Raw genomic sequence first — 18,034 nt, forward strand, 5'->3', positions numbered from 1 at the left:
ACAGGTGATGTAAAGTTGAACCGCCGTATACGAGAACCGTACGTACGGTGGTGTGAGAGGTCGGCTAATCAATTAATGATTAGCCTCCTACTCGATTTTAAAATAGTTTCTTTTTGATGGTTGACATAATCCTTTTTTTATATAAAAATATAAACTATGCTTGATAGAAATGGAGAAAGTAAAATATGATAATTCAAGATCATCTAATTGATATTCGAAGAGGTTTGCATCAAATCCCTGAAATAGGACTAGAAGAAGTGCAAACCCAAGCTTTTTTATTAGAAAAAATTGAGTTAATTAAGAAATCTTATATGGAAATAAAAACATGGAGAACAGGAATTTTAGTTTTCGTCAGAGGTAGCAAGCCTAAAAAAACAATTGGTTGGCGTACAGATATTGACGGCTTGCCAATTATAGAAGAAGTAGAATCTGACTTTAAATCTAAGAGGAAGGGCTTTATGCATGCTTGTGGGCACGATTTTCATATGACTATTGCTTTAGGCGTTTTAGAACAACTAACTCAAGCTCAGCCTGAAAATAATTATCTCTTTTTATTCCAACCAGCAGAAGAAAATGAATCAGGAGCCATGTTGATGTATGAGGATAATGCATTTGGTGATTGGTTGCCAGATGAGTTTTATGGGTTGCATGTGCATCCTGATTTACCAGTTGGTACGGTTTCTACAAAAGTTGGTACGTTATTTGCCGCTACCTGTGAAGTACATGTTACATTTAAAGGAAAGGGTGGACACGCAGCCTTTCCCAATAAATCGAACGATATGATTATCGCTGCTACAAATTTTATTCAACAAGCCCAAACAATCGTTAGTCGAAATGTGAATCCTGTTGAGGGAGCTGTTGTTACATTTGGCACATTTGTTGCTGGAACAACGAATAATGTTATAGCTGGAGAGGCGAAAATCACTGGAACCATTCGAACATTAACCCATGAAATGAATGAGTTGACACAAAAAAGAGTTCAAGAAATGGCAGAAGGAATAGCTGTTTCGTTTGGATGTGAAGTGGATGTTTTTCTAGATCAAAAAGGCTATATTCCAGTAGTTAACAGTCAAGAACAAACAGAGAATTTTGTTCGTTTTATGGAAAATGAAGCAGAGGTTATTTTTGAAGAGTCTCCCGTTGCTATGACAGGGGAGGATTTTGGCTATTTACTTTCTAAAGTACCTGGGACGATGTTTTGGTTAGGAGTCAATAGTCCTTATGGGTTACACTCTGAGAAATTCAATCCTGATGAAGCCGCTATTCCATTTGCGGTTAAACAGGTTGCTTCCTTTTTAGAATCACTAGATAACTAAAAAAATGGGTTCAATCAATAAATGATTGGCCCGTTTTTACGATTATTTCAAAATAATCGGTCCATTTGGAATTGTAAAATTCGCTTCAGATAATGCTTTCACATACTGAGCTAAAAATTCTTCTTTGATTAAAACTTGTTTTCCATTTAATACATACATATTCGTACGAATTGCAAAATTCCCATTGCCTAAATCCACCATACCAAAAATAGTCGGTCCAGTTTGGATATCTTCTGTATGTTTTTCTTTTAATTCTTGATTTACCTGATCGATAATCGCTACTATTTTTTCGTAGCCTTCTTCAGGAACAATTCTAATATCGATTTGAACTTGCATGTTAGCGCGCGACAGGTTGCTAATTGTTGTGATATTTCGATTGGGAATAAAATGAACAGTTCCATCTAAAGCTTTTATTTGAGTCGTACGTAACCCAACTGCAATCACGTGCCCTTCGATATTTAGAGAGAGTAATCGGATGAAGTCTCCAACGTCCATTTGTTGCTCTAAAATAATGAAAAAGCCCGTAATAAGGTCATTCATAAATCCTTGTGCTCCTAATCCAATCGCAACCCCGGCAATTCCAGCCCCAGCTAGCAATGAACCTACAGGAACTCCAATGACAGAAAGTAGAGAATACATGAAAAAGAAGAAAAGTGTATATTGAAAGGCATTAATAATTAATTTGTGGAGAGTATTCAAACGTCCGTCGCTTAAGGTTTTCTTTTTACTATAATTGCTATAAGTGCGATCAATTAAAAATTTTCCGATTTTGTTAAGAAATATAAATAAGAAAACTAACAAAACGATAAAGATTACCTTTTCAATTAAAGCAGCAATAATGTTATCCCAGTTGATGCTATTCCAAAATCGTTGCAAAGCGCCCATTTTTATTGCGGTTGCTTCTTTTAAATCTAAAGAAGAAGACTCTATTACCGACTCCTTTATAGAACTAGAAGTTGTTTGACTAAGTAAAAACATGAAAATTCCAACTTTCTTTCAATCTTAATTGCTATTTTATCAATAAAGCAATCATACTCCAATCCATTATACTAGATTTTAGCAAAAAGATAACAATTATCAAGGATCTTTCTGAAAAATCCAACGATGAATAGTTTCTTGAGCCGTATCTATCTCGTTGTCATCATGCTGTGGTTGGGTACTATAATTGCTGAGATTTCTTTCTAAATTTTCACACAATTCTTTAGTAAATTCTGATTCTTGTCTCGTATTTAGTCATATCTTAGCAAAAAAGATAACATTTTTATGATAAATATGTTACAATATTCTGAAAATAAGGAGTGATTTTATGACAATCGATTGGAAAAATTTAGGGTTTAATTACATAAAGACGCCTTTCCGCTATCTTTCGACTTGGAAAGATGGAAAATGGGATCAAGGTAAATTGACTGAGGATAATGTTTTGCATCTTCATGAAAGCTCTGCTGCATTGCATTATGGTCAACAATGTTTTGAAGGGCTAAAAGCATATCGCTGTAAAGATGGTTCTATCAATCTGTTTAGAGTAGATGAAAATGCTAAAAGAATGAATCGAAGTGCTAGACGTCTTCTGATGGCAGAAGTCCCCGAAGAAAAATTTATTCAAGCTGTTGAAGAAGTGGTAAAAGCTAATGAAGAATTTGTTCCACCCTATGGGAGTGGAGGTACACTGTATATTAGACCGTTGTTAATCGGTATGGGAGAAAGTATTGCAGTAAAATCAGCGCCAGAATATCTGTTTACAGTCTTTTGTATGCCTGTAGGCGCCTACTTTAAAGGTGGTTTAACACCGACTAATTTTTTAGTATCTGACTATGATAGGGCAGCGCCGTATGGAACAGGTGCAATTAAAGTCGGAGGGAATTACGCTGCGAGTTTAATGCCTGGTGAAGAAGCTCATGAAAAACAGTTCTCAGATTGCATCTATTTAGATCCAGCTACTCATACAAAAATTGAAGAAGTGGGCTCTGCCAATTTCTTTGGTATTACGAAGGATAATCGATTTGTGACACCATTATCACCATCTATTTTGCCTAGTATTACGAAGTATTCTTTACTAGAATTAGCAGAAAAAAGATTGGGAATGGAAGCTGTAGAAGAAGATGTTTATTTAGATTCTTTAGATCAATACTTAGAAGCCGGAGCTTGTGGGACTGCCGCTGTCATTTCACCAATCGGTGGCATTCAAAATGGGGATCATTTCCACGTATTTTACAGTGAAACCGAAGTAGGACCAGTAACTCAAAAGCTCTATGATGAGCTCACAGGCATCCAATTTGGAGATATTGAAGCACCTAAAGGATGGATTCGAAAAATAAATGTTTAAAAAGTGGTTAACATTTCCCGAAAAACAGATTTAATAAATAAAATTAATAAAAAAATGATTAACTGAAAAAGACCTTTGTAAAAGCTGTGTATCATTTCTTTTGCTAAGGTTTTTTCTTTTGTTCTCTAAAAAAGAGGAAATTACTAGAATAGAGTCTAAAATCTTTGGATTTAAATAGATTTTTTTAAACTTGAAAAATATTATTATATATATAGGAAGAAACTAGTTATTTTCTCGAGAACAGAGAAATAAGTTCTACATCTTAAGGATGAATTTGTATAATTGATACGATTTATCTGTTAAAAGTAACGGGAAATTGGTAAAATATAGATACCGTCGGGAAGGAAAGGAAGTGAGAAAGTGATGCAGGGAATTTCGATTGAAACCATTTATTTTTATGTATTGATTGTGTGTGCAGCAATCGCATTTTTGTTGGTAATTTTTGGAGATGTTTTTGATTTTGATGGCCCCATTGATCCAATGCTGATTATTCCATGGTTGGCTTTTGTTTCTTTGTTTGGTTATTTAGGAGAACGGCTCCATTTCAATAGTTTGCTCGTTTTATTGATAAGTGCTGCAATCGCATCTGGGATTGTTTTTTTCCTAAATTTTTATGTTCTAATGCCAATGAGAAATGCCGAGGCAACGATTTCAATTTCAGAAAAAGATATGGAAGGAAGCACGGCAACTGTGGTGACCCCGATTCCACCAGGAGGAATGGGTGAAATTCAATTTAAAAGTGTTACGGGATCTCTCAGTCGACCAGCTGCTTTCTACGCTCCACAAGATCAACCGATTGAACGTGGTTCGGAAGTATTGATTATTGAAATTAAGGATCGCGTGTGTTATGTAGTTCCCTATGAAGGGAGCTTGAAGCTTTAAAAGTATGTAAGGAAAAAGAAAGAAGGAAGAAAAATGGAGTTGAATTTGGGTATTTTAGCACCAATCGCTTTAGTTGTATTTATTTTGTTGATGTTGTTGATTGTTTTTGTTTCAAAGTATCAAACAGCTAAACCTGATGAAGCGTTAATTATTAGTGGGAGCTATCTAGGGAACAAAAATGTTCATGCTGATGAGCGTGGCAATAAAATAAAAATTGTTCGTGGTGGAGGAGCATTTGTATTACCAGTATTTCAGCGTTCAAATAGGATTAGCCTACTGTCAAGTAAGTTAGATGTTTCAACGCCTGAAGTTTATACAGAACAAGGGGTTCCTGTGATGTGTGATGGCACTTCAATTATCAAAATAGGTTCTTCTGTTGAAGAAATTGCAACTGCAGCGGAACAATTTTTAGGAAAAACTCGTGAAGAATTAGAAAATGAAGCACGTGAAGTACTAGAAGGTCATTTACGTTCTATTTTAGGTTCAATGACAGTTGAAGAAATTTATCAAAACCGTGATAAATTCAGCCAAAGCGTTCAAGAAGTTGCAAGTGTTGATTTGGCAAAAATGGGCTTGATTATTGTATCTTTTACAATTAAAGAAGTTCGTGATAAAAACGGTTATCTGGATTCACTAGGTAAACCACGTATCGCACAAGTAAAACGTGATGCAGATATAGCAGAAGCAGAAGCTTGGAAAGAAACTAGAATTAAAAAGGCTGAAGCTGAAAAAGAATCACAACAAGCAGAATTGCAACGTCAAACTGAAATTGCTGAAGCCTCAAAAGAAAAAGAATTAAAATTGGCAATATATAAAGAAGAACAGGATATTGCAAGAGCGAAGGCAGACCAAGCGTACAATTTGGAAACAGCTAAAGCACAACAAGACGTTATTGCTCAAGAAATGGAAGTAAAAGTTATTGAGCGTCAAAAACAAATTGAGCTAGAAGAAAAAGAAATTATTCGTCGTGAAAAACAATATGATTCGGAAGTGAAGAAAAAAGCAGATGCTGATCGTTACGCGAAAGAACAAGAAGCACAAGCTCAAAAAGCCCGTGAGGTAGCGGAAGCCGAAGCAGAGCGTTTCCGCATTGAATCCTTAGCCGAAGCCGAAGCGAATCAAACCCGTCTGGCAGGACAAGCAAATGCAGAATCAATCTTAGCCCGTGGTAAAGCGGAAGCCGAAGCGAAACAAAAAATTGCTGACGCCTTCAAGGAATATGGTGAAGCAGCGGTTCTTAGCATGGTTCTAGAAATGTTACCACAATTAATGAAAGAAGCTGCACAACCATTAGGCAATATTGACAAAATATCTGTTGTTGACACAGGTTCAGGCGGGGAAAACTCTGGGGCAAACCGCATTACGAATTATGCTACAAACCTGTTAGCTGGAACTCAAGAAACTCTAAAAGAAACAACTGGTCTAGATGTTAAAGAACTAATTGAAAATTTCTCTAAAAGAGGAACAAGTAGTAATGTAAATGTCTATGAGGAAAGTAATAAAAGTTTAGAAAAATAATAGAAGAACACCAGTGATGTTGAAATTTGAACATCGCTGGTGTTTTGTTCCTTGTAGGAATTATCTTACTTATCCTGTTGTTGTATTGTAATTTTTTCTTGTATTTTTTTTCGGAGTTCTTCTAATTCTTTTTCTTTTTTTGCTAATTCAGCTAGATCTTCATCAATCGCATGTTTTGTTTCAAGCGGTTTTGGTCGGATGAAAAAGTTTAAGCCGATGCCAATAAAAGTTCCAATAAAGGTATCAATTACTCTGTCAAAAACATAGTAAATCGATTCCCCTTGAGGAATGCTTAAAGCGATTAAGAGAAGGGTTGCAATAGCAGTAATTATCCCTGGATTATTGTTAGATGCATCTGAAAGAACGATTGCAACTATCACAAGAAAAGGAAGAAATATAGCCTCAACTATAAAAGCGTGTGAGAAAAAACCTTGTACTAGAATGAAAATAAGCGCCAAAAATCCTCCTAAACTATTTCCGATGATTCTTGATTTTCCAAAAGAAACACTAGTTGTCAAATCTTGGCGTAGAGAAAATACTGCAGCAATTGCTGCGATCATTGGCGTACCACGACCTAATACTCGAAATAGTAGAATACAGATTAGCACGGCAAGAGCCGTTTTTAGTGTTCGCATACCTAGTCTAAAAGGGCCAATTTTCATAATATCTACTCCTTTTTCCTTGAAAGTTCCTTATATTTTAACAAAATCGGAACAAATCTATTCTTTTATAATAACTCAAATGAAGCTAACATTGCTAGTCTTAAGTAAAAAGTGATATACTTTTTAAGAAAGAAAATAGAAATCTATTTGTTAGAAGTAAAGACATGAGGAGTTAACATAAAGAGATGAAAATAGGCTTAAGAACAATAAAAACAGCGATAAGCGCTACAATCTCGATCATTATAGCATCTAGCTTAGGATTGCTTTACCCAACGTCAGCAGGAATTATTTCTGTTTTAAGTGTTACTAATACGAAAAAAACTTCTTTAAAAACAGGAATGTATCGTTTGTTTTCATTAGCATTAGCTACTTTGATAGCATTTATTTGTTTTTCAATTATTGGTTTTAATGCAGTTGCATTTGGCATTTATCTTCTTCTATTTATCCCTTTGGCGGTCAGGTTTCGTTTGTCAGATGGAATTGTCGTTAGTTCGGTACTGGTCACGCATTATTTAGTCGAAAAGGACTTGTCATGGCAAATTATCGGAAATGAATTCCTATTGATGATTATCGGTGTAGGATTAGCGTTATTGATGAATCTATATATGCCAGATGGAGAGAAACGCTTGAAAGAGGACCAAGAAATAATTGAAGCGATGTTTCGGAAAATATTGAATAACATGGCTGCTTATTTGAATCAACACAGTAAAGAGCGTCACTTATTCGAACGTTGTACAGAACTAAGGTCATTTATTCGAAGAGGAGAGAACTGGGCTAAAGATTATCGTGAAAATCAATTGTTTGGCTCAGCTGACTACTACTTAGATTATTTTAATATGAGACGAATGCAAAATAACATTTTACAAGATATGTTAAGAATTTTGGAGAAGATTGTTGTTGAACCAGAACAGGTAGAGAATATTCAGAAACTATTACAACATACGGCTGAAACTTTTGCTGAAAATAATGATGGACAAGAGATCCTGGATGAAATAATTGACGTTTATGAAGATTATCGAAAAAAGAACCTACCGCAAACCAGAGAAGAATTTGAAAACCGAGCGCAAGTATTTCAGCTGTTACAATTATTCCAAGCGTTTATTGAAATCAAAGCTGATTTTGCAAAAGCACAGCAAGAAAAAGAGGCACATTAAGAAGCGATTATATTCTTCTTAGTGTGTCTCTTTATTGATATTAATGCTTATTTAGCCCAAGCTTGTTGCATTTGATCTAAAATATCAATGACCTCTTTTGTGAAGAAAAGAGAACGATTAGGAAGTGTTCCTTCAATCATTTTAATCATATTTTCGATTTCGTAATTCATCGCTTCACTACTGTTTCCAGACACAACGGTTTCTATTGTCCCATCATTGAAATGTATTTTTGCTTCGTCAGCTCGAGGATATTCATCAATCACAATATAAGCATCTTCGAAAGCAACAATTCCTTGCTTCGGCATTTTTGCTTGAAAAGATAATGAGACAGCAGCCATTTCTTGTTTACTGTTTTGTAGAATGGTAATAGATTGTTCGTCGACACCAGTTGAAAAAGGCTGCATAGTCGATGCAATCACTTTTGGCTGTGAAGATAGGAACCAGCGAGCAAAAGAAACAGCATATGTGCCAATATCTAATAACGCACCACCAGCTAATTCTGGATTAAAAAATCGATTCATAGGGTCTGGTTCTTTATAGCTACCAAAAGGAGCTTGGATCATTTTTAATTTACCGAATTTGCCAGTGTCGATTTGGTTTCTTAACTCATGAAAAAGAGGCATATTAAAAATAGTCATTGCTTCTGCTAAAATTAAATTCTTCTCTTCTGCTAATTTCATTGCTGTAGTCAGCTCTTCACTGTTCATTGTAATCGCTTTTTCACATAAGACATGTTTTCCAGCATCTAACGCTTTTAGAATATGGTCGATATGCTGTTTATTAGGCACAGCAACATAGATAATATCAATCTCTGAATCTCTTAATAAGTCATCGTAGGAGCCATAATATTTAGGTATATCGTGTTCTTTTGCAAAGGCTTCAGCTTTTTCCAAGCTTCTGGAAGCAACTGCAGAAATAGAAGTATGTTCTTGTTGAAAATAAGTCGCAAAACTCTTGGCAATTCCACCAAGTCCGATAATTCCCCATTGATAATGTTTCAAAAAAATTCCTCCTAAAATAGTTAGTTTAGACTTGTTTATTATACATGATAATGGAGGAAAGAGGAGCAATTTTGAATCATAAAATAGACTTTTTATTTTAAGGAATCGAAAGAGATTTCTCGCTAAAATGACAGTACGAGGACGATTTGATTAATTTTTTTCTTAAAATTGTTGAATTGACAAGTGAAAAGGATGATTTTTTCTTCATTATTCAGTAGAATAGAAGAAGGAGGCGAGAGCTGATGCACCAAATGTATGTAGATATTATTATAGATGCAATTATTGAGCAATATGAATCAGAAGAACATTTTTATACTGAGTATCTGGAAATTCAAGAAACTAGCTGGGAAAATTGGAAAAAAGGCAGAACTAATTTAGGTAGTGAAGAAATGCAGAAAGTAAAAAATCTGTTTACTGATTATGAATGGATGCTAACGCAAAAGATACTTCGTCAAACAATTTTATTCCCTGAGAAAAGAAACATCGCTGTTTCTGAGTATAAACGTTTAAAAACAACAATTGCTAAAAAATGGTTACAAACCGGTGTAGGACTGGCTGAATTGATTCCAACCAAAAGTTTCAATGAAGAAGAGCATGATTTTATTGATTTAAAAGTGACTGTTTCATATGGCGAATGGGGATTTGATGATATTGTAACATTTAGATTACCGTCAACATTACAGCCGCAGCTAGAGGGATCAAAAGTGGAGTTATTGGATTGGGTAAATGAAAATTTGATGGGCACATATGTTGGTGAATAAAGGGTTAAGAGGAGTTTAAAATTGAAACAATTACTTGGAATTTTATCCGTTATCATTGTTATCTTTGCTGTTATTTTTGTCTTTTTTGGTAAAAAAGATGAGAAAACAGAAAAAGTAGAACCGACACAAACAACGACTAGTAAAAAAATGGCAGAATCAGTAACAACAACTTCATCAGAAAAGTTGCAAGAAACTAGTGCAACATCAGGTGAATAAGTATTGTCTAAACGCAAGGAATATATAATAAAGTAGGGGAATTATGAGTGTTCGAAAATATAAAAAAAGAAAAAATAATAAGCCAAGTTTACCTGCATTATTTGCTGGTTTATTGCTTGTTGGTGTACTGTTTGTATTTTCGCTATCTGTTTTGTCGGATTCTAATGAACCACAATTGATAAATGAAGAGCAGCAAAAAAAAGTATCAAAAGAAGAGTTTATTGGCAAGATTAGTCCCTATGCGCAGGAACTGCAGGCTTCTTATGGCGTCTTGCCAAGTATTATTATTGGTCAAGCAATATTGGAGTCTAACTGGGGGCAAAGTACTCTGGCAGCACAATACAATAATTTATTTGGTATTAAAGCTTATGGAGATCAGAAAAAAATTAACCTTGAAACAAAAGAATATGTCAACGAAGTATGGATAACTATCCAAGGTGATTTTAGAGTTTACAATACCTGGGAAGAATCCATGGACGATCATACTAAATTATTTATTAATGGCGTTACTTGGAATCCAAGACTTTATGATAAAGTTCTTTTAGCAACCAATTATAAAGAAGCAGCAAGGGCTCTACAAGAAGCAGGCTATGCCACAGATCCAACCTATGCAGAAAAAGTAATTGGTGTAATTGAAAGCTATAAATTGTATACTTATGATTAATAGAACAAGTAAAGTGAGGAATAGTTATGGGGGAAAAATGGGTTCCAGAAATTATGACACCACTGAAACAAGATATCGTTCGTGTACCAAAAATAATTAGTCAAGCTAGTGGTATTCGTATTTTTGGGAAGAGAATTAAATCGATTATTTTTACGACAGATATTGCGATTATCCGTAATACTGATGCTAATGCAGTTATTGCTGTTTATCCATTTACACCTCATCCAGCCATTACAAAAAGTATTATTGAAGCAGCTGATATTCCTGTTTTTTCAGGTGTAGGTGGAGGCTTAACTCAAGGAATGCGTTCGGCTTATATGAGTTTATTTGCGGAAGCACAAGGCTCTATAGGGGTGGTTCTCAATGGGCCAACACCAATTGAAACGATTGAAATGGTTTGTGAAGTTGTAGATATTCCCGTAGTAAGCACAGTTACCTCGATTTATACACCAATTGAAGAAAAATTAAAAGCAGGCGTTACGATGATTAATATCAGTGCTGGCAAAGAGACGGCAGAAACCGTACGTTTTTTCCGAGAAAGATATCCCGAATTGCCAATTATTGCGACAGGTGGACCAACGGATGAATCTATTCAAGAAACAATTGAAGCGGGTGCCAATGCGATTACCTATACACCGCCAACCAACGGGGAGCTGTTTAGTCATAAAATGGACAAATATCGAAAGCAAGAACGGTCAGAAAGTTACTAAATGTTCTGATTAAAAAAAATCATAGTTGCTTTTTTGTTCAATTAATGGATAATAGTAGTATCACATTTTAAATAACTTATATATGATCATAATATGGTTGATCGTCTCTACCCAACACCGTAAATGTTGGCCTATAAGTAAAAAAGAGCGTAGAAGTCTTTTTTGCTTATGCAAAAATAGGCTTTTTTATTTTGCCTATTTTTGTAAAATTATCGTTAAATAAATTGATAAAGGGGTATCTAGTAAATGGAAAAATTAGTTAGTCGAATTAAGCAAGATGGTCGTGTTTTAGGAGAAGGAGTATTAAAAGTTGATAGTTTTATTACCCATCAGGTGGATCCTGTTTTAATGGCAGATATTGGGTACCGTTTTGCAGAAGTATTTGAGGATCAAGGAATTACAAAAGTGGTGACGATTGAAGCATCAGGAATTGCCCCAGCGATATTTGCAGCTCAAAAATTAGGAGTTCCAATGATATTTGCAAGAAAAGCTAAAAGCTTAACAATGGATGAAGAATTATTAACTTCTTCCGTTTACTCTTTTACAAAACAAGTAACGAGCCAAGTGTCAATTTCTAGAAAATTTTTATCGTCAGCTGATAAAGTCTTGATTATTGATGATTTCTTAGCAAATGGGCAAGCGGCTAAAGGATTAGTAGAGTTATGCCAACAAGCAGGAGCTAAAGTTGATGGAATTGGGATTGTGATTGAGAAATCTTTCCAAGATGGACGGAGTTTGTTAGAAGAAATGGGAATGCGTGTAGTTTCTCTAGCTAGAATTGCCTCATTGGAAAATGCTCAAGTTAGCTTTCTTGAGGAGGACGCTTAATTTTGCAGAGTAAAGAGAGTACAACGGATAAATCAGAAGAACAAAATGGTAAAGCAGCCATTTTAGGCTTGCAACATTTATTGGCTATGTATGCAGGCGCAGTTGCAGTTCCATTGTTGATAGGAACTGGTTTGAATTTTAATTCAGAGCAAATGACTTATTTAATTTCAATTGATATTTTTATGTGCGGTATAGCGACACTTTTACAGCTAACAGTAAATAAATATTTTGGAATTGGTTTACCTGTTGTTCTAGGGTGTGCAATCCAAGCAGTTGCTCCTTTAATTATGATTGGAACAGATAAAGGAGTCGGAGCAATCTATGGATCGATTATCGCTTCTGGACTTTTTATCGTTTTAATTGCTGGATTTTTTTCAAAGGTTAAAAAATTATTTCCTCCTTTAGTGACTGGAACGGTTATTACAGTGATTGGACTGACGTTAATTCCAGTTGCAGTTGAGAAAATGGGTGGGGGGTTAAGTAAAAAACCTGATTTTGGTGAGCCTACTAACTTATTGTTGGCATTTGTAACAATTGCTTTGATTATTGTGATTCAAGTTTGGGGAAAAGGCTTTTTGAAGTCGATTGCTGTACTTGTTGGCTTGGTGGGAGGAACACTATTAGCAGCGTTGTTTGGAAAAGTTGATTTAGCACCCGTTGGATTAGCAACGTGGTTCCATTTTCCAAAACCCTTTTATTTTGGTACACCAACCTTTGATTTTTCATCCATTGTTTTGATGATAATCATTTCGATTGTAAGTATGGTAGAGTCTACAGGCGTTTATTTTGCCCTGGGGGATATTACAGGAAAAAAAGTTGATGAGGATGACTTGAAAAGAGGGTATCGAGCTGAAGGATTAGCCGTTATTTTAGGTGGGATTTTCAACACCTTCCCGTATACTGGTTTTTCTCAAAATGTTGGGTTGGTTCAATTATCAGGAATTAAAACGAGACGACCTATTTACTTCTCAGCTTTTTTCTTAATTGTTTTAGGTTTATTACCGAAAGCGGGAGCGATGGCTCAAATAATTCCAGAACCCGTTTTAGGTGGAGGAATGTTAGTCATGTTTGGAATGGTAGCTGTTCAAGGGATGAAAATGTTATCCAAAGTTGATTATGAAAATGACAAAAATCTTTTAATTATTGCTATTTCGATTGGCTTCGGATTAGGGTTCACAGTGATGCCAGATTTATTTTACTTATTGCCTGAGACTCTTCGAATGTTTTTAGGGAACGGGATTGTAATGAGTAGTTTAACTGCAATTATTTTAAATGTCTTATTTAACGGTTTAAAAAAGAAACTATCATAATATATAATTTAAATTCAGAAAAATGATTAAAGCAAAACTTAAAAAAGTTTGTGTTAATCATTTTTTTGCTATTTCTTAAGTGCTGTCTATTTTTCCTTTAACATTTATAGCTTAAAGACGAATGATTAAGTTAAATAAATATTTATTATTCGATTTTACTTTGACAGTCAGAAAGTCCGCTGATAAAATATAGATGAATTGATTGGAGAGGAGAATACTATGTCAGTTTTAGTTTCAGTCGTTATGGGAAGCACTTCAGATTGGGAAACAATGAAGCATACTTGCGATAGTTTAGATGAATTAGGTGTAGAGTATGAAAAAAAAGTGGTATCAGCTCATCGAACCCCTGATTTAATGTTTCAGTTTGCTGAGACAGCTAGAGAACGAGGAATTAAAGTGATTATTGCCGGTGCAGGAGGTGCTGCTCATTTACCAGGGATGATTGCGGCAAAAACAACCTTGCCAGTTATTGGTGTCCCTGTCCAAACACAAACATTAAACGGATTAGACTCTTTACTATCTATCGTTCAAATGCCGGGAGGAGTACCAGTAGCGACGACAGCCATTGGGAAATCTGGCGCAATTAACGCTGGTATACTTGCAGTAGAGATGCTTTCCATGTATGATATAAACTTAGCAGAGAAATTAGACTCACGTCGTAAATTTCTTGAAAAAACCGTAATGGAAAGTAGTGATGAACTTGAATAAACCACTATTACCTGGCCATACGATAGGGATTATTGGCGGAGGTCAATTGGGCAAAATGATGGCACAAAGTGCAAAGGAAATGGGCTTTCGAGTAGGCATATTTGATCCTGTAAAGGATTGTCCTGCTGCTCAAGTGGCTGACTGGCATCTACAGGCTGAATACACTGATGTAGAGGCTTTGAAAAAATTTGCAGAACGTTGCCAAGTGTTAACCTACGAATTTGAAAATGTGGATGTAGATGCTCTAACAAAAATAGAAAACCTTGTAGCCATTCCACAAGGAACTGATTTATTGGCAATTACACAAGATCGTTTGATGGAAAAGTCTTTCTTAGAAGCAAACAACATTGTAATAGCTCCATATTCAACCATTGTAAGTCCAACAGATATTCAAGATGCAATTGACGGCATAGGATTTCCGTGCGTCTTAAAAACGACAAGAGGTGGCTATGACGGCAAAGGGCAATTTGTTTTATATAGTAGTTCTGATTTAGCATCATCGATGAATTTGTTAAGACAAGGGACCTGTGTTTTAGAAGCTTGGATTCCATTTGAAAAGGAGATTTCAGTCGTTGTTTCTGGAAACGGGCAAGGAGATATAACTATTTTTCCAGTTGTAGAAAACATTCATAGAGAAAATATCTTACATGAAACAATTGCACCAGCAAGGATTAGTGGCGAAATTGCCGAAGAAGCTCAACGAATTGCTAAAATTATTGCAGAATGCGTGAATCTATCTGGAACACTAGCTGTTGAAATGTTCGTAACAAATGCTGGTAGTATCTACGTAAATGAGTTGGCACCTAGACCTCATAATACGGGACATTATACAATGGAAGCTTGTTCAATAAGCCAATTTGATGCACATATTAGAGGAATTTGTAGCTGGCCTTTACCAAAAGAAGTCAAGTTACTTTCTAATGCTGTAATGGTAAATATTATCGGGGAAGAAGTCTATGAAACGATGGATATTATTTCAGATAAACCTGACTGGCATTTTCATTATTATGGAAAAGCTGAAGCTAAAGCAGGAAGAAAAATGGGACATATCACAATATTGACAGAAGATATTTTTGAAACACTAGAAGATATTTACCAAACCAATATTTGGGATTAATAAATAGTCGATTTCTTTAATAAAGGAATTTAGAACATTGAACTTTCAACGAAGAGGAGTATAAAACATGATTGATCGTTATACAAGACCAGAGATGGGGAAAATTTGGACCGATGAGAACCGTTATGCTGCATGGTTAGAAGTAGAGATTCTTGCAGATGAAGCGTGGGCGGAATTAGGAGAAATACCGAAAGAAGATGTTCAAAAAATAAGAGCCAATGCATCGTTTAATGTTGAGCGGATTTTAGAAATTGAAGAATCAACAAGACATGATGTAGTTGCATTTACTCGTGCTGTTTCAGAAACTTTAGGTGAAGAACGGAAATGGGTTCACTACGGATTGACTAGTACGGATGTTGTTGATACAGCTTATGGTTACTTATTAAAACAAGCAAATGATATTTTACGCAAGGATTTGAAAAACTTTACCGCAATTGTTGGAGAAAAAGCAAAAGAATACAAAGATACCGTGATGATGGGAAGAACCCATGGTGTACACGCTGAACCGACTACTTTTGGGCTGAAATTAGCGTTGTGGTATTCAGAAATGAAGCGGAATGTAGAGCGTTTTGAACATGCTGCAAAAGGTGTAGAAGCAGGCAAAATTAGTGGCGCTGTTGGAACTTTTGCAAATATACCACCATTTGTCGAAGAGTATGTTTGTGAACATCTTGGTATCCGCCCACAAGAAATTTCAACTCAAGTATTACCTAGAGATCTACATGCAGAATATGTCTCAGCAATGGCATTAATTGCTACAAGTATTGAAAAATTTGCAACTGAAATTCGTTCATTACAAAAGTCTGAAACGCGTGAAGTAGAGGAGTTTTTCGCAAAAGGACAGAAAGGTTCTTCAGCTATGCCACATAAACGTAATCCTATCGGATCGGAAAATATGACTGGGCTTTCACGTGTCATACGTGGTCATATGATAACGGCTTATGAAAATGTAACATTGTGGCATGAAAGAGATATTTCACATTCATCAGCTGAAAGAATTATTATCCCTGATACAACTATTTTATTGAATTACATGTTGAATCGCTTTGGCACGATTGTTAAAAATCTAACTGTATTCCCTGAAAATATGAAACGTAATATGGATGCAACATACGGTCTTATTTATAGTCAGCGCGTGTTGTTAAAATTAATTGATTGCGGGATGACAAGAGAAGAAGCATACGACTTGGTTCAACCTAAAACGGCTTATGCTTGGGACCATCAAACAGCTTTTCGACCATTACTAGATAAAGATGAAAAAATCACTTCTGTGTTATCAAAAGAAGATTTAGATGATGCTTTTGATTACCATTACCACCTTAAAAATGTAGATACAATCTTTGAAAGAGTTGGCTTAAATTAAAATAAGTTGAAATCCATGTTGTTCGTGGATTTCAACTTTTTCCATCTTATACTGTCAATTTTTAAAGCTGAATTAAAAAAAATCTCGATTGTATCATTTGTATTTATTTAAAATATAGTTTATATATATGGATTAATCTTTCAAAATGAGTTATTTTAAATATAGAATATTTTTTGAATAGAGGGATGAGATGCTAGTAACTATTAAAGAAAAAAAGCCTGGTTTAAATAATTGTTCTGTTTTTACTATTGTAATCAATCAAAAAAACTCTATGAAACTAGAAAAAGGAAAAAAGCGTAGCATTATTTTTAATAAATCTACAAGAATAAAAGTTAGGAAATTCTTTTTAGAAAGTAATGAAATTGAAGTGTCAAAAAGTTGTTTGTTAGAGATAAGTTTAAATAAATTTTGTCTAACATTCCAATCCCTATTAGTATGTATATTTCTTTATCTATTTTCTTTTTTTGGAGGAAGTATTGCAAAAATTATTTTTTCTTTATTAACAATATTTATCTGTTTTCACATGAAAAATAATTGGTACAGACTAGCGAAAGTGGAACAAAGAAGCTAAAAAAAGTTTAATAATTACGTTTCCCATGAATTCAAGGGTTCGTAGTATAATAAAGAGAGACTGATTCTTTTAGAAAGGGTGAGAAGTAAATGATATTGAAAAAAACGAAAACGTTAACAAATGGAGTTGAGATGCCTAGTTTAGGATTGGGAGTCTGGCGAGTAGAAGATGGTGCAGAAGCTGTTGATTCAGTAAAGTGGGCGTTAGAGAATGGGTACAGGTTAATTGACACAGCAGCTGTTTATAAAAATGAAGAAGGAGTAGGCGAGGGAATTCGTCAATCTAGTGTTCCTAGAGAAAAAATATTTGTAACAACAAAATTATGGAATGCAGATCAAGGTTATGAATCTACACTTAAAGCGTTTGATACAAGTTTATCGAAATTGGGACTCGATTATGTCGATTTGTATTTAATTCATTGGCCGGTAACAGGAAAGTACAAAGAATCTTGGAAAGCTATGGAAGAAATTTACAAAAGTGGCCGAGCAAAAGCGATTGGTGTTTCTAACTTCCAAGAACATCACATTGAAGAGTTATTGGAAACTGCAACTGTCCACCCAATGGTAAACCAAATTGAGTTACATCCAACGATGAGTCAAGAACCCCTGAGAAACTATTTAAAAGAAAAGAAAATTCAAGTAGAGGCTTGGTCTCCTCTGGGGCAAGGAAAAACGTTATCAAATCCAAAATTGATTGAGATTGGTGAGAATTATGGAAAAAGTGCTGCTCAAATAATTTTACGTTGGCACCTACAGCATGATGTCATTGCAATTCCCAAGTCAGTACATCAAGAAAGAATAAAAGAGAACTTCAATATATTTGATTTTGAATTAACCTTAGAAGATATGGAACAAATCGATGCTTTAAATGAAAATAAACGAATAGGTCCAGATCCGGATAACTTTGATTTCTAATTCTATTTGATCTAAA

19 protein-coding genes and 1 riboswitch are annotated in these 18,034 nt (G+C 35.0%); of the genes, 16 read left to right on the forward strand and 3 right to left on the reverse strand.

What is annotated here, in order from left to right; translation table 11 throughout:
- Positions 1-185 precede the first annotated feature (185 nt).
- Complete coding sequence (locus tag BCR26_RS15900; RefSeq protein ID WP_139124976.1) at positions 186-1,316, forward strand: N-acetyldiaminopimelate deacetylase; 1,131 nt, start codon at positions 186-188, stop codon at positions 1,314-1,316.
- Between the two features lie 42 nt (positions 1,317-1,358).
- On the opposite strand, the gene BCR26_RS15905 is transcribed toward BCR26_RS15900, so the two are convergent.
- A complete protein-coding gene (locus BCR26_RS15905; RefSeq protein ID WP_069699938.1) occupies positions 1,359-2,294 on the reverse strand; it encodes a mechanosensitive ion channel family protein in 936 nt (311 codons plus the stop codon).
- Positions 2,295-2,622: 328 nt separating this feature from the next.
- Here BCR26_RS15905 and BCR26_RS15910 point away from each other — a divergent pair, with 328 nt between their 5' ends.
- The 3 genes from BCR26_RS15910 (at position 2,623) to BCR26_RS15920 (ending at position 6,039) form a co-directional block, all read left to right on the forward strand.
- On the forward strand, positions 2,623-3,639 hold the full coding sequence (locus BCR26_RS15910; protein ID WP_069699939.1) for a branched-chain amino acid aminotransferase: 1,017 nt from the start codon (positions 2,623-2,625) through the stop codon (positions 3,637-3,639).
- Positions 3,640-3,999: 360 nt separating this feature from the next.
- Complete coding sequence (locus BCR26_RS15915; protein ID WP_069699940.1) at positions 4,000-4,521, forward strand: NfeD family membrane protein; 522 nt, start codon at positions 4,000-4,002, stop codon at positions 4,519-4,521.
- A 33-nt stretch (positions 4,522-4,554) separates the two neighbouring features.
- Positions 4,555-6,039, forward strand: a complete 1,485-nt coding sequence (locus BCR26_RS15920) for a flotillin lipid rafts scaffold protein FloT (protein WP_069699941.1) — start codon at positions 4,555-4,557, stop codon at positions 6,037-6,039.
- Between the two features lie 65 nt (positions 6,040-6,104).
- Here BCR26_RS15920 and BCR26_RS15925 read toward each other — a convergent pair whose 3' ends face one another.
- Complete coding sequence (locus BCR26_RS15925; RefSeq protein WP_069699942.1) at positions 6,105-6,701, reverse strand: FUSC family protein; 597 nt, start codon at positions 6,699-6,701, stop codon at positions 6,105-6,107.
- A 185-nt stretch (positions 6,702-6,886) separates the two neighbouring features.
- On the opposite strand from BCR26_RS15925, the gene BCR26_RS15930 reads away from it, so the two are divergent.
- A complete protein-coding gene (locus BCR26_RS15930) occupies positions 6,887-7,855 on the forward strand; it encodes an aromatic acid exporter family protein (protein ID WP_069699943.1) in 969 nt (322 codons plus the stop codon).
- A 47-nt stretch (positions 7,856-7,902) separates the two neighbouring features.
- Here BCR26_RS15930 and BCR26_RS15935 read toward each other — a convergent pair whose 3' ends face one another.
- Positions 7,903-8,856: a Gfo/Idh/MocA family protein gene (locus BCR26_RS15935; RefSeq protein ID WP_069699944.1), complete on the reverse strand. Its 954-nt coding sequence runs from the start codon at positions 8,854-8,856 to the stop codon at positions 7,903-7,905.
- Positions 8,857-9,098: 242 nt separating this feature from the next.
- Here BCR26_RS15935 and BCR26_RS15940 point away from each other — a divergent pair, with 242 nt between their 5' ends.
- The 11 genes from BCR26_RS15940 to BCR26_RS15990 all read left to right on the forward strand — a co-directional run bounded on the left by BCR26_RS15940 (position 9,099) and on the right by BCR26_RS15990 (position 18,018).
- Positions 9,099-9,617 carry a hypothetical protein gene (locus BCR26_RS15940; protein WP_069699945.1) on the forward strand — a complete coding sequence of 173 codons (519 nt, stop codon included), beginning with the start codon at positions 9,099-9,101 and terminating at the stop codon, positions 9,615-9,617.
- A 21-nt stretch (positions 9,618-9,638) separates the two neighbouring features.
- Entirely contained in the window at positions 9,639-9,833 is a 195-nt protein-coding gene (locus BCR26_RS15945) for a hypothetical protein (protein WP_069699946.1), read from the forward strand.
- A gap of 43 nt (positions 9,834-9,876) precedes the next feature.
- Entirely contained in the window at positions 9,877-10,497 is a 621-nt protein-coding gene (locus tag BCR26_RS15950; protein ID WP_069699947.1) for a glycoside hydrolase family 73 protein, read from the forward strand.
- A gap of 26 nt (positions 10,498-10,523) precedes the next feature.
- Positions 10,524-11,207 carry a beta/alpha barrel domain-containing protein gene (locus BCR26_RS15955; protein WP_069699948.1) on the forward strand — a complete coding sequence of 228 codons (684 nt, stop codon included), beginning with the start codon at positions 10,524-10,526 and terminating at the stop codon, positions 11,205-11,207.
- A 56-nt stretch (positions 11,208-11,263) separates the two neighbouring features.
- Positions 11,264-11,361: riboswitch (purine riboswitch) on the forward strand.
- 92 nt (positions 11,362-11,453) lie between these two features.
- Positions 11,454-12,035, forward strand: coding sequence for a xanthine phosphoribosyltransferase (locus BCR26_RS15960; protein ID WP_069699949.1), 582 nt, complete (start codon positions 11,454-11,456; stop codon positions 12,033-12,035).
- A 2-nt stretch (positions 12,036-12,037) separates the two neighbouring features.
- A complete protein-coding gene (locus BCR26_RS15965) occupies positions 12,038-13,345 on the forward strand; it encodes a nucleobase:cation symporter-2 family protein (protein ID WP_069699950.1) in 1,308 nt (435 codons plus the stop codon).
- A 219-nt stretch (positions 13,346-13,564) separates the two neighbouring features.
- The gene (purE, locus tag BCR26_RS15970) at positions 13,565-14,053 is read left to right on the forward strand and encodes a 5-(carboxyamino)imidazole ribonucleotide mutase (RefSeq protein WP_069699951.1); all 489 of its coding nucleotides are present in this window, start codon (positions 13,565-13,567) and stop codon (positions 14,051-14,053) included.
- Positions 14,046-15,170, forward strand: a complete 1,125-nt coding sequence (purK, locus tag BCR26_RS15975; RefSeq protein ID WP_209591801.1) for a 5-(carboxyamino)imidazole ribonucleotide synthase — start codon at positions 14,046-14,048, stop codon at positions 15,168-15,170. Before purE ends, purK begins: the two co-directional genes overlap by 8 nt.
- A 67-nt stretch (positions 15,171-15,237) precedes the next feature.
- A complete protein-coding gene (purB, locus tag BCR26_RS15980; RefSeq protein ID WP_069699953.1) occupies positions 15,238-16,533 on the forward strand; it encodes an adenylosuccinate lyase in 1,296 nt (431 codons plus the stop codon).
- 190 nt (positions 16,534-16,723) lie between these two features.
- A complete protein-coding gene (locus BCR26_RS15985; RefSeq protein ID WP_069699954.1) occupies positions 16,724-17,104 on the forward strand; it encodes a hypothetical protein in 381 nt (126 codons plus the stop codon).
- 89 nt (positions 17,105-17,193) lie between these two features.
- A complete protein-coding gene (locus BCR26_RS15990; RefSeq protein ID WP_069699955.1) occupies positions 17,194-18,018 on the forward strand; it encodes an aldo/keto reductase in 825 nt (274 codons plus the stop codon).
- Positions 18,019-18,034 lie beyond the last annotated feature (16 nt).

Origin of the sequence: Enterococcus rivorum (assembly GCF_001742285.1) — a bacterium.
Taxonomy (GTDB): Bacteria; Bacillota; Bacilli; order Lactobacillales; family Enterococcaceae; genus Enterococcus_L; species Enterococcus_L rivorum.

Bases quoted from the DNA above. Each gene is read 5' to 3' on its own strand.
- BCR26_RS15905 (WP_069699938.1), bottom strand. From the start codon at position 2,294: ATGTTTTTACTTAGTCAAACAACTTCTAGTTCTATAAAGGAGTCGGTA.
- BCR26_RS15900 (WP_139124976.1), top strand. From the start codon at position 186: ATGATAATTCAAGATCATCTAATTGATATTCGAAGAGGTTTGCATCAA.
- BCR26_RS15920 (WP_069699941.1), top strand. From the start codon at position 4,555: ATGGAGTTGAATTTGGGTATTTTAGCACCAATCGCTTTAGTTGTATTT.
- purE (WP_069699951.1), top strand. From the start codon at position 13,565: ATGTCAGTTTTAGTTTCAGTCGTTATGGGAAGCACTTCAGATTGGGAA.
- BCR26_RS15960 (WP_069699949.1), top strand. From the start codon at position 11,454: ATGGAAAAATTAGTTAGTCGAATTAAGCAAGATGGTCGTGTTTTAGGA.
- BCR26_RS15990 (WP_069699955.1), top strand. From the start codon at position 17,194: ATGATATTGAAAAAAACGAAAACGTTAACAAATGGAGTTGAGATGCCT.
- purB (WP_069699953.1), top strand. From the start codon at position 15,238: ATGATTGATCGTTATACAAGACCAGAGATGGGGAAAATTTGGACCGAT.
- BCR26_RS15925 (WP_069699942.1), bottom strand. From the start codon at position 6,701: ATGAAAATTGGCCCTTTTAGACTAGGTATGCGAACACTAAAAACGGCT.
- BCR26_RS15950 (WP_069699947.1), top strand. From the start codon at position 9,877: ATGAGTGTTCGAAAATATAAAAAAAGAAAAAATAATAAGCCAAGTTTA.
- BCR26_RS15910 (WP_069699939.1), top strand. From the start codon at position 2,623: ATGACAATCGATTGGAAAAATTTAGGGTTTAATTACATAAAGACGCCT.
- BCR26_RS15985 (WP_069699954.1), top strand. From the start codon at position 16,724: ATGCTAGTAACTATTAAAGAAAAAAAGCCTGGTTTAAATAATTGTTCT.
- BCR26_RS15940 (WP_069699945.1), top strand. From the start codon at position 9,099: ATGCACCAAATGTATGTAGATATTATTATAGATGCAATTATTGAGCAA.
- BCR26_RS15930 (WP_069699943.1), top strand. From the start codon at position 6,887: ATGAAAATAGGCTTAAGAACAATAAAAACAGCGATAAGCGCTACAATC.
- BCR26_RS15955 (WP_069699948.1), top strand. From the start codon at position 10,524: ATGGGGGAAAAATGGGTTCCAGAAATTATGACACCACTGAAACAAGAT.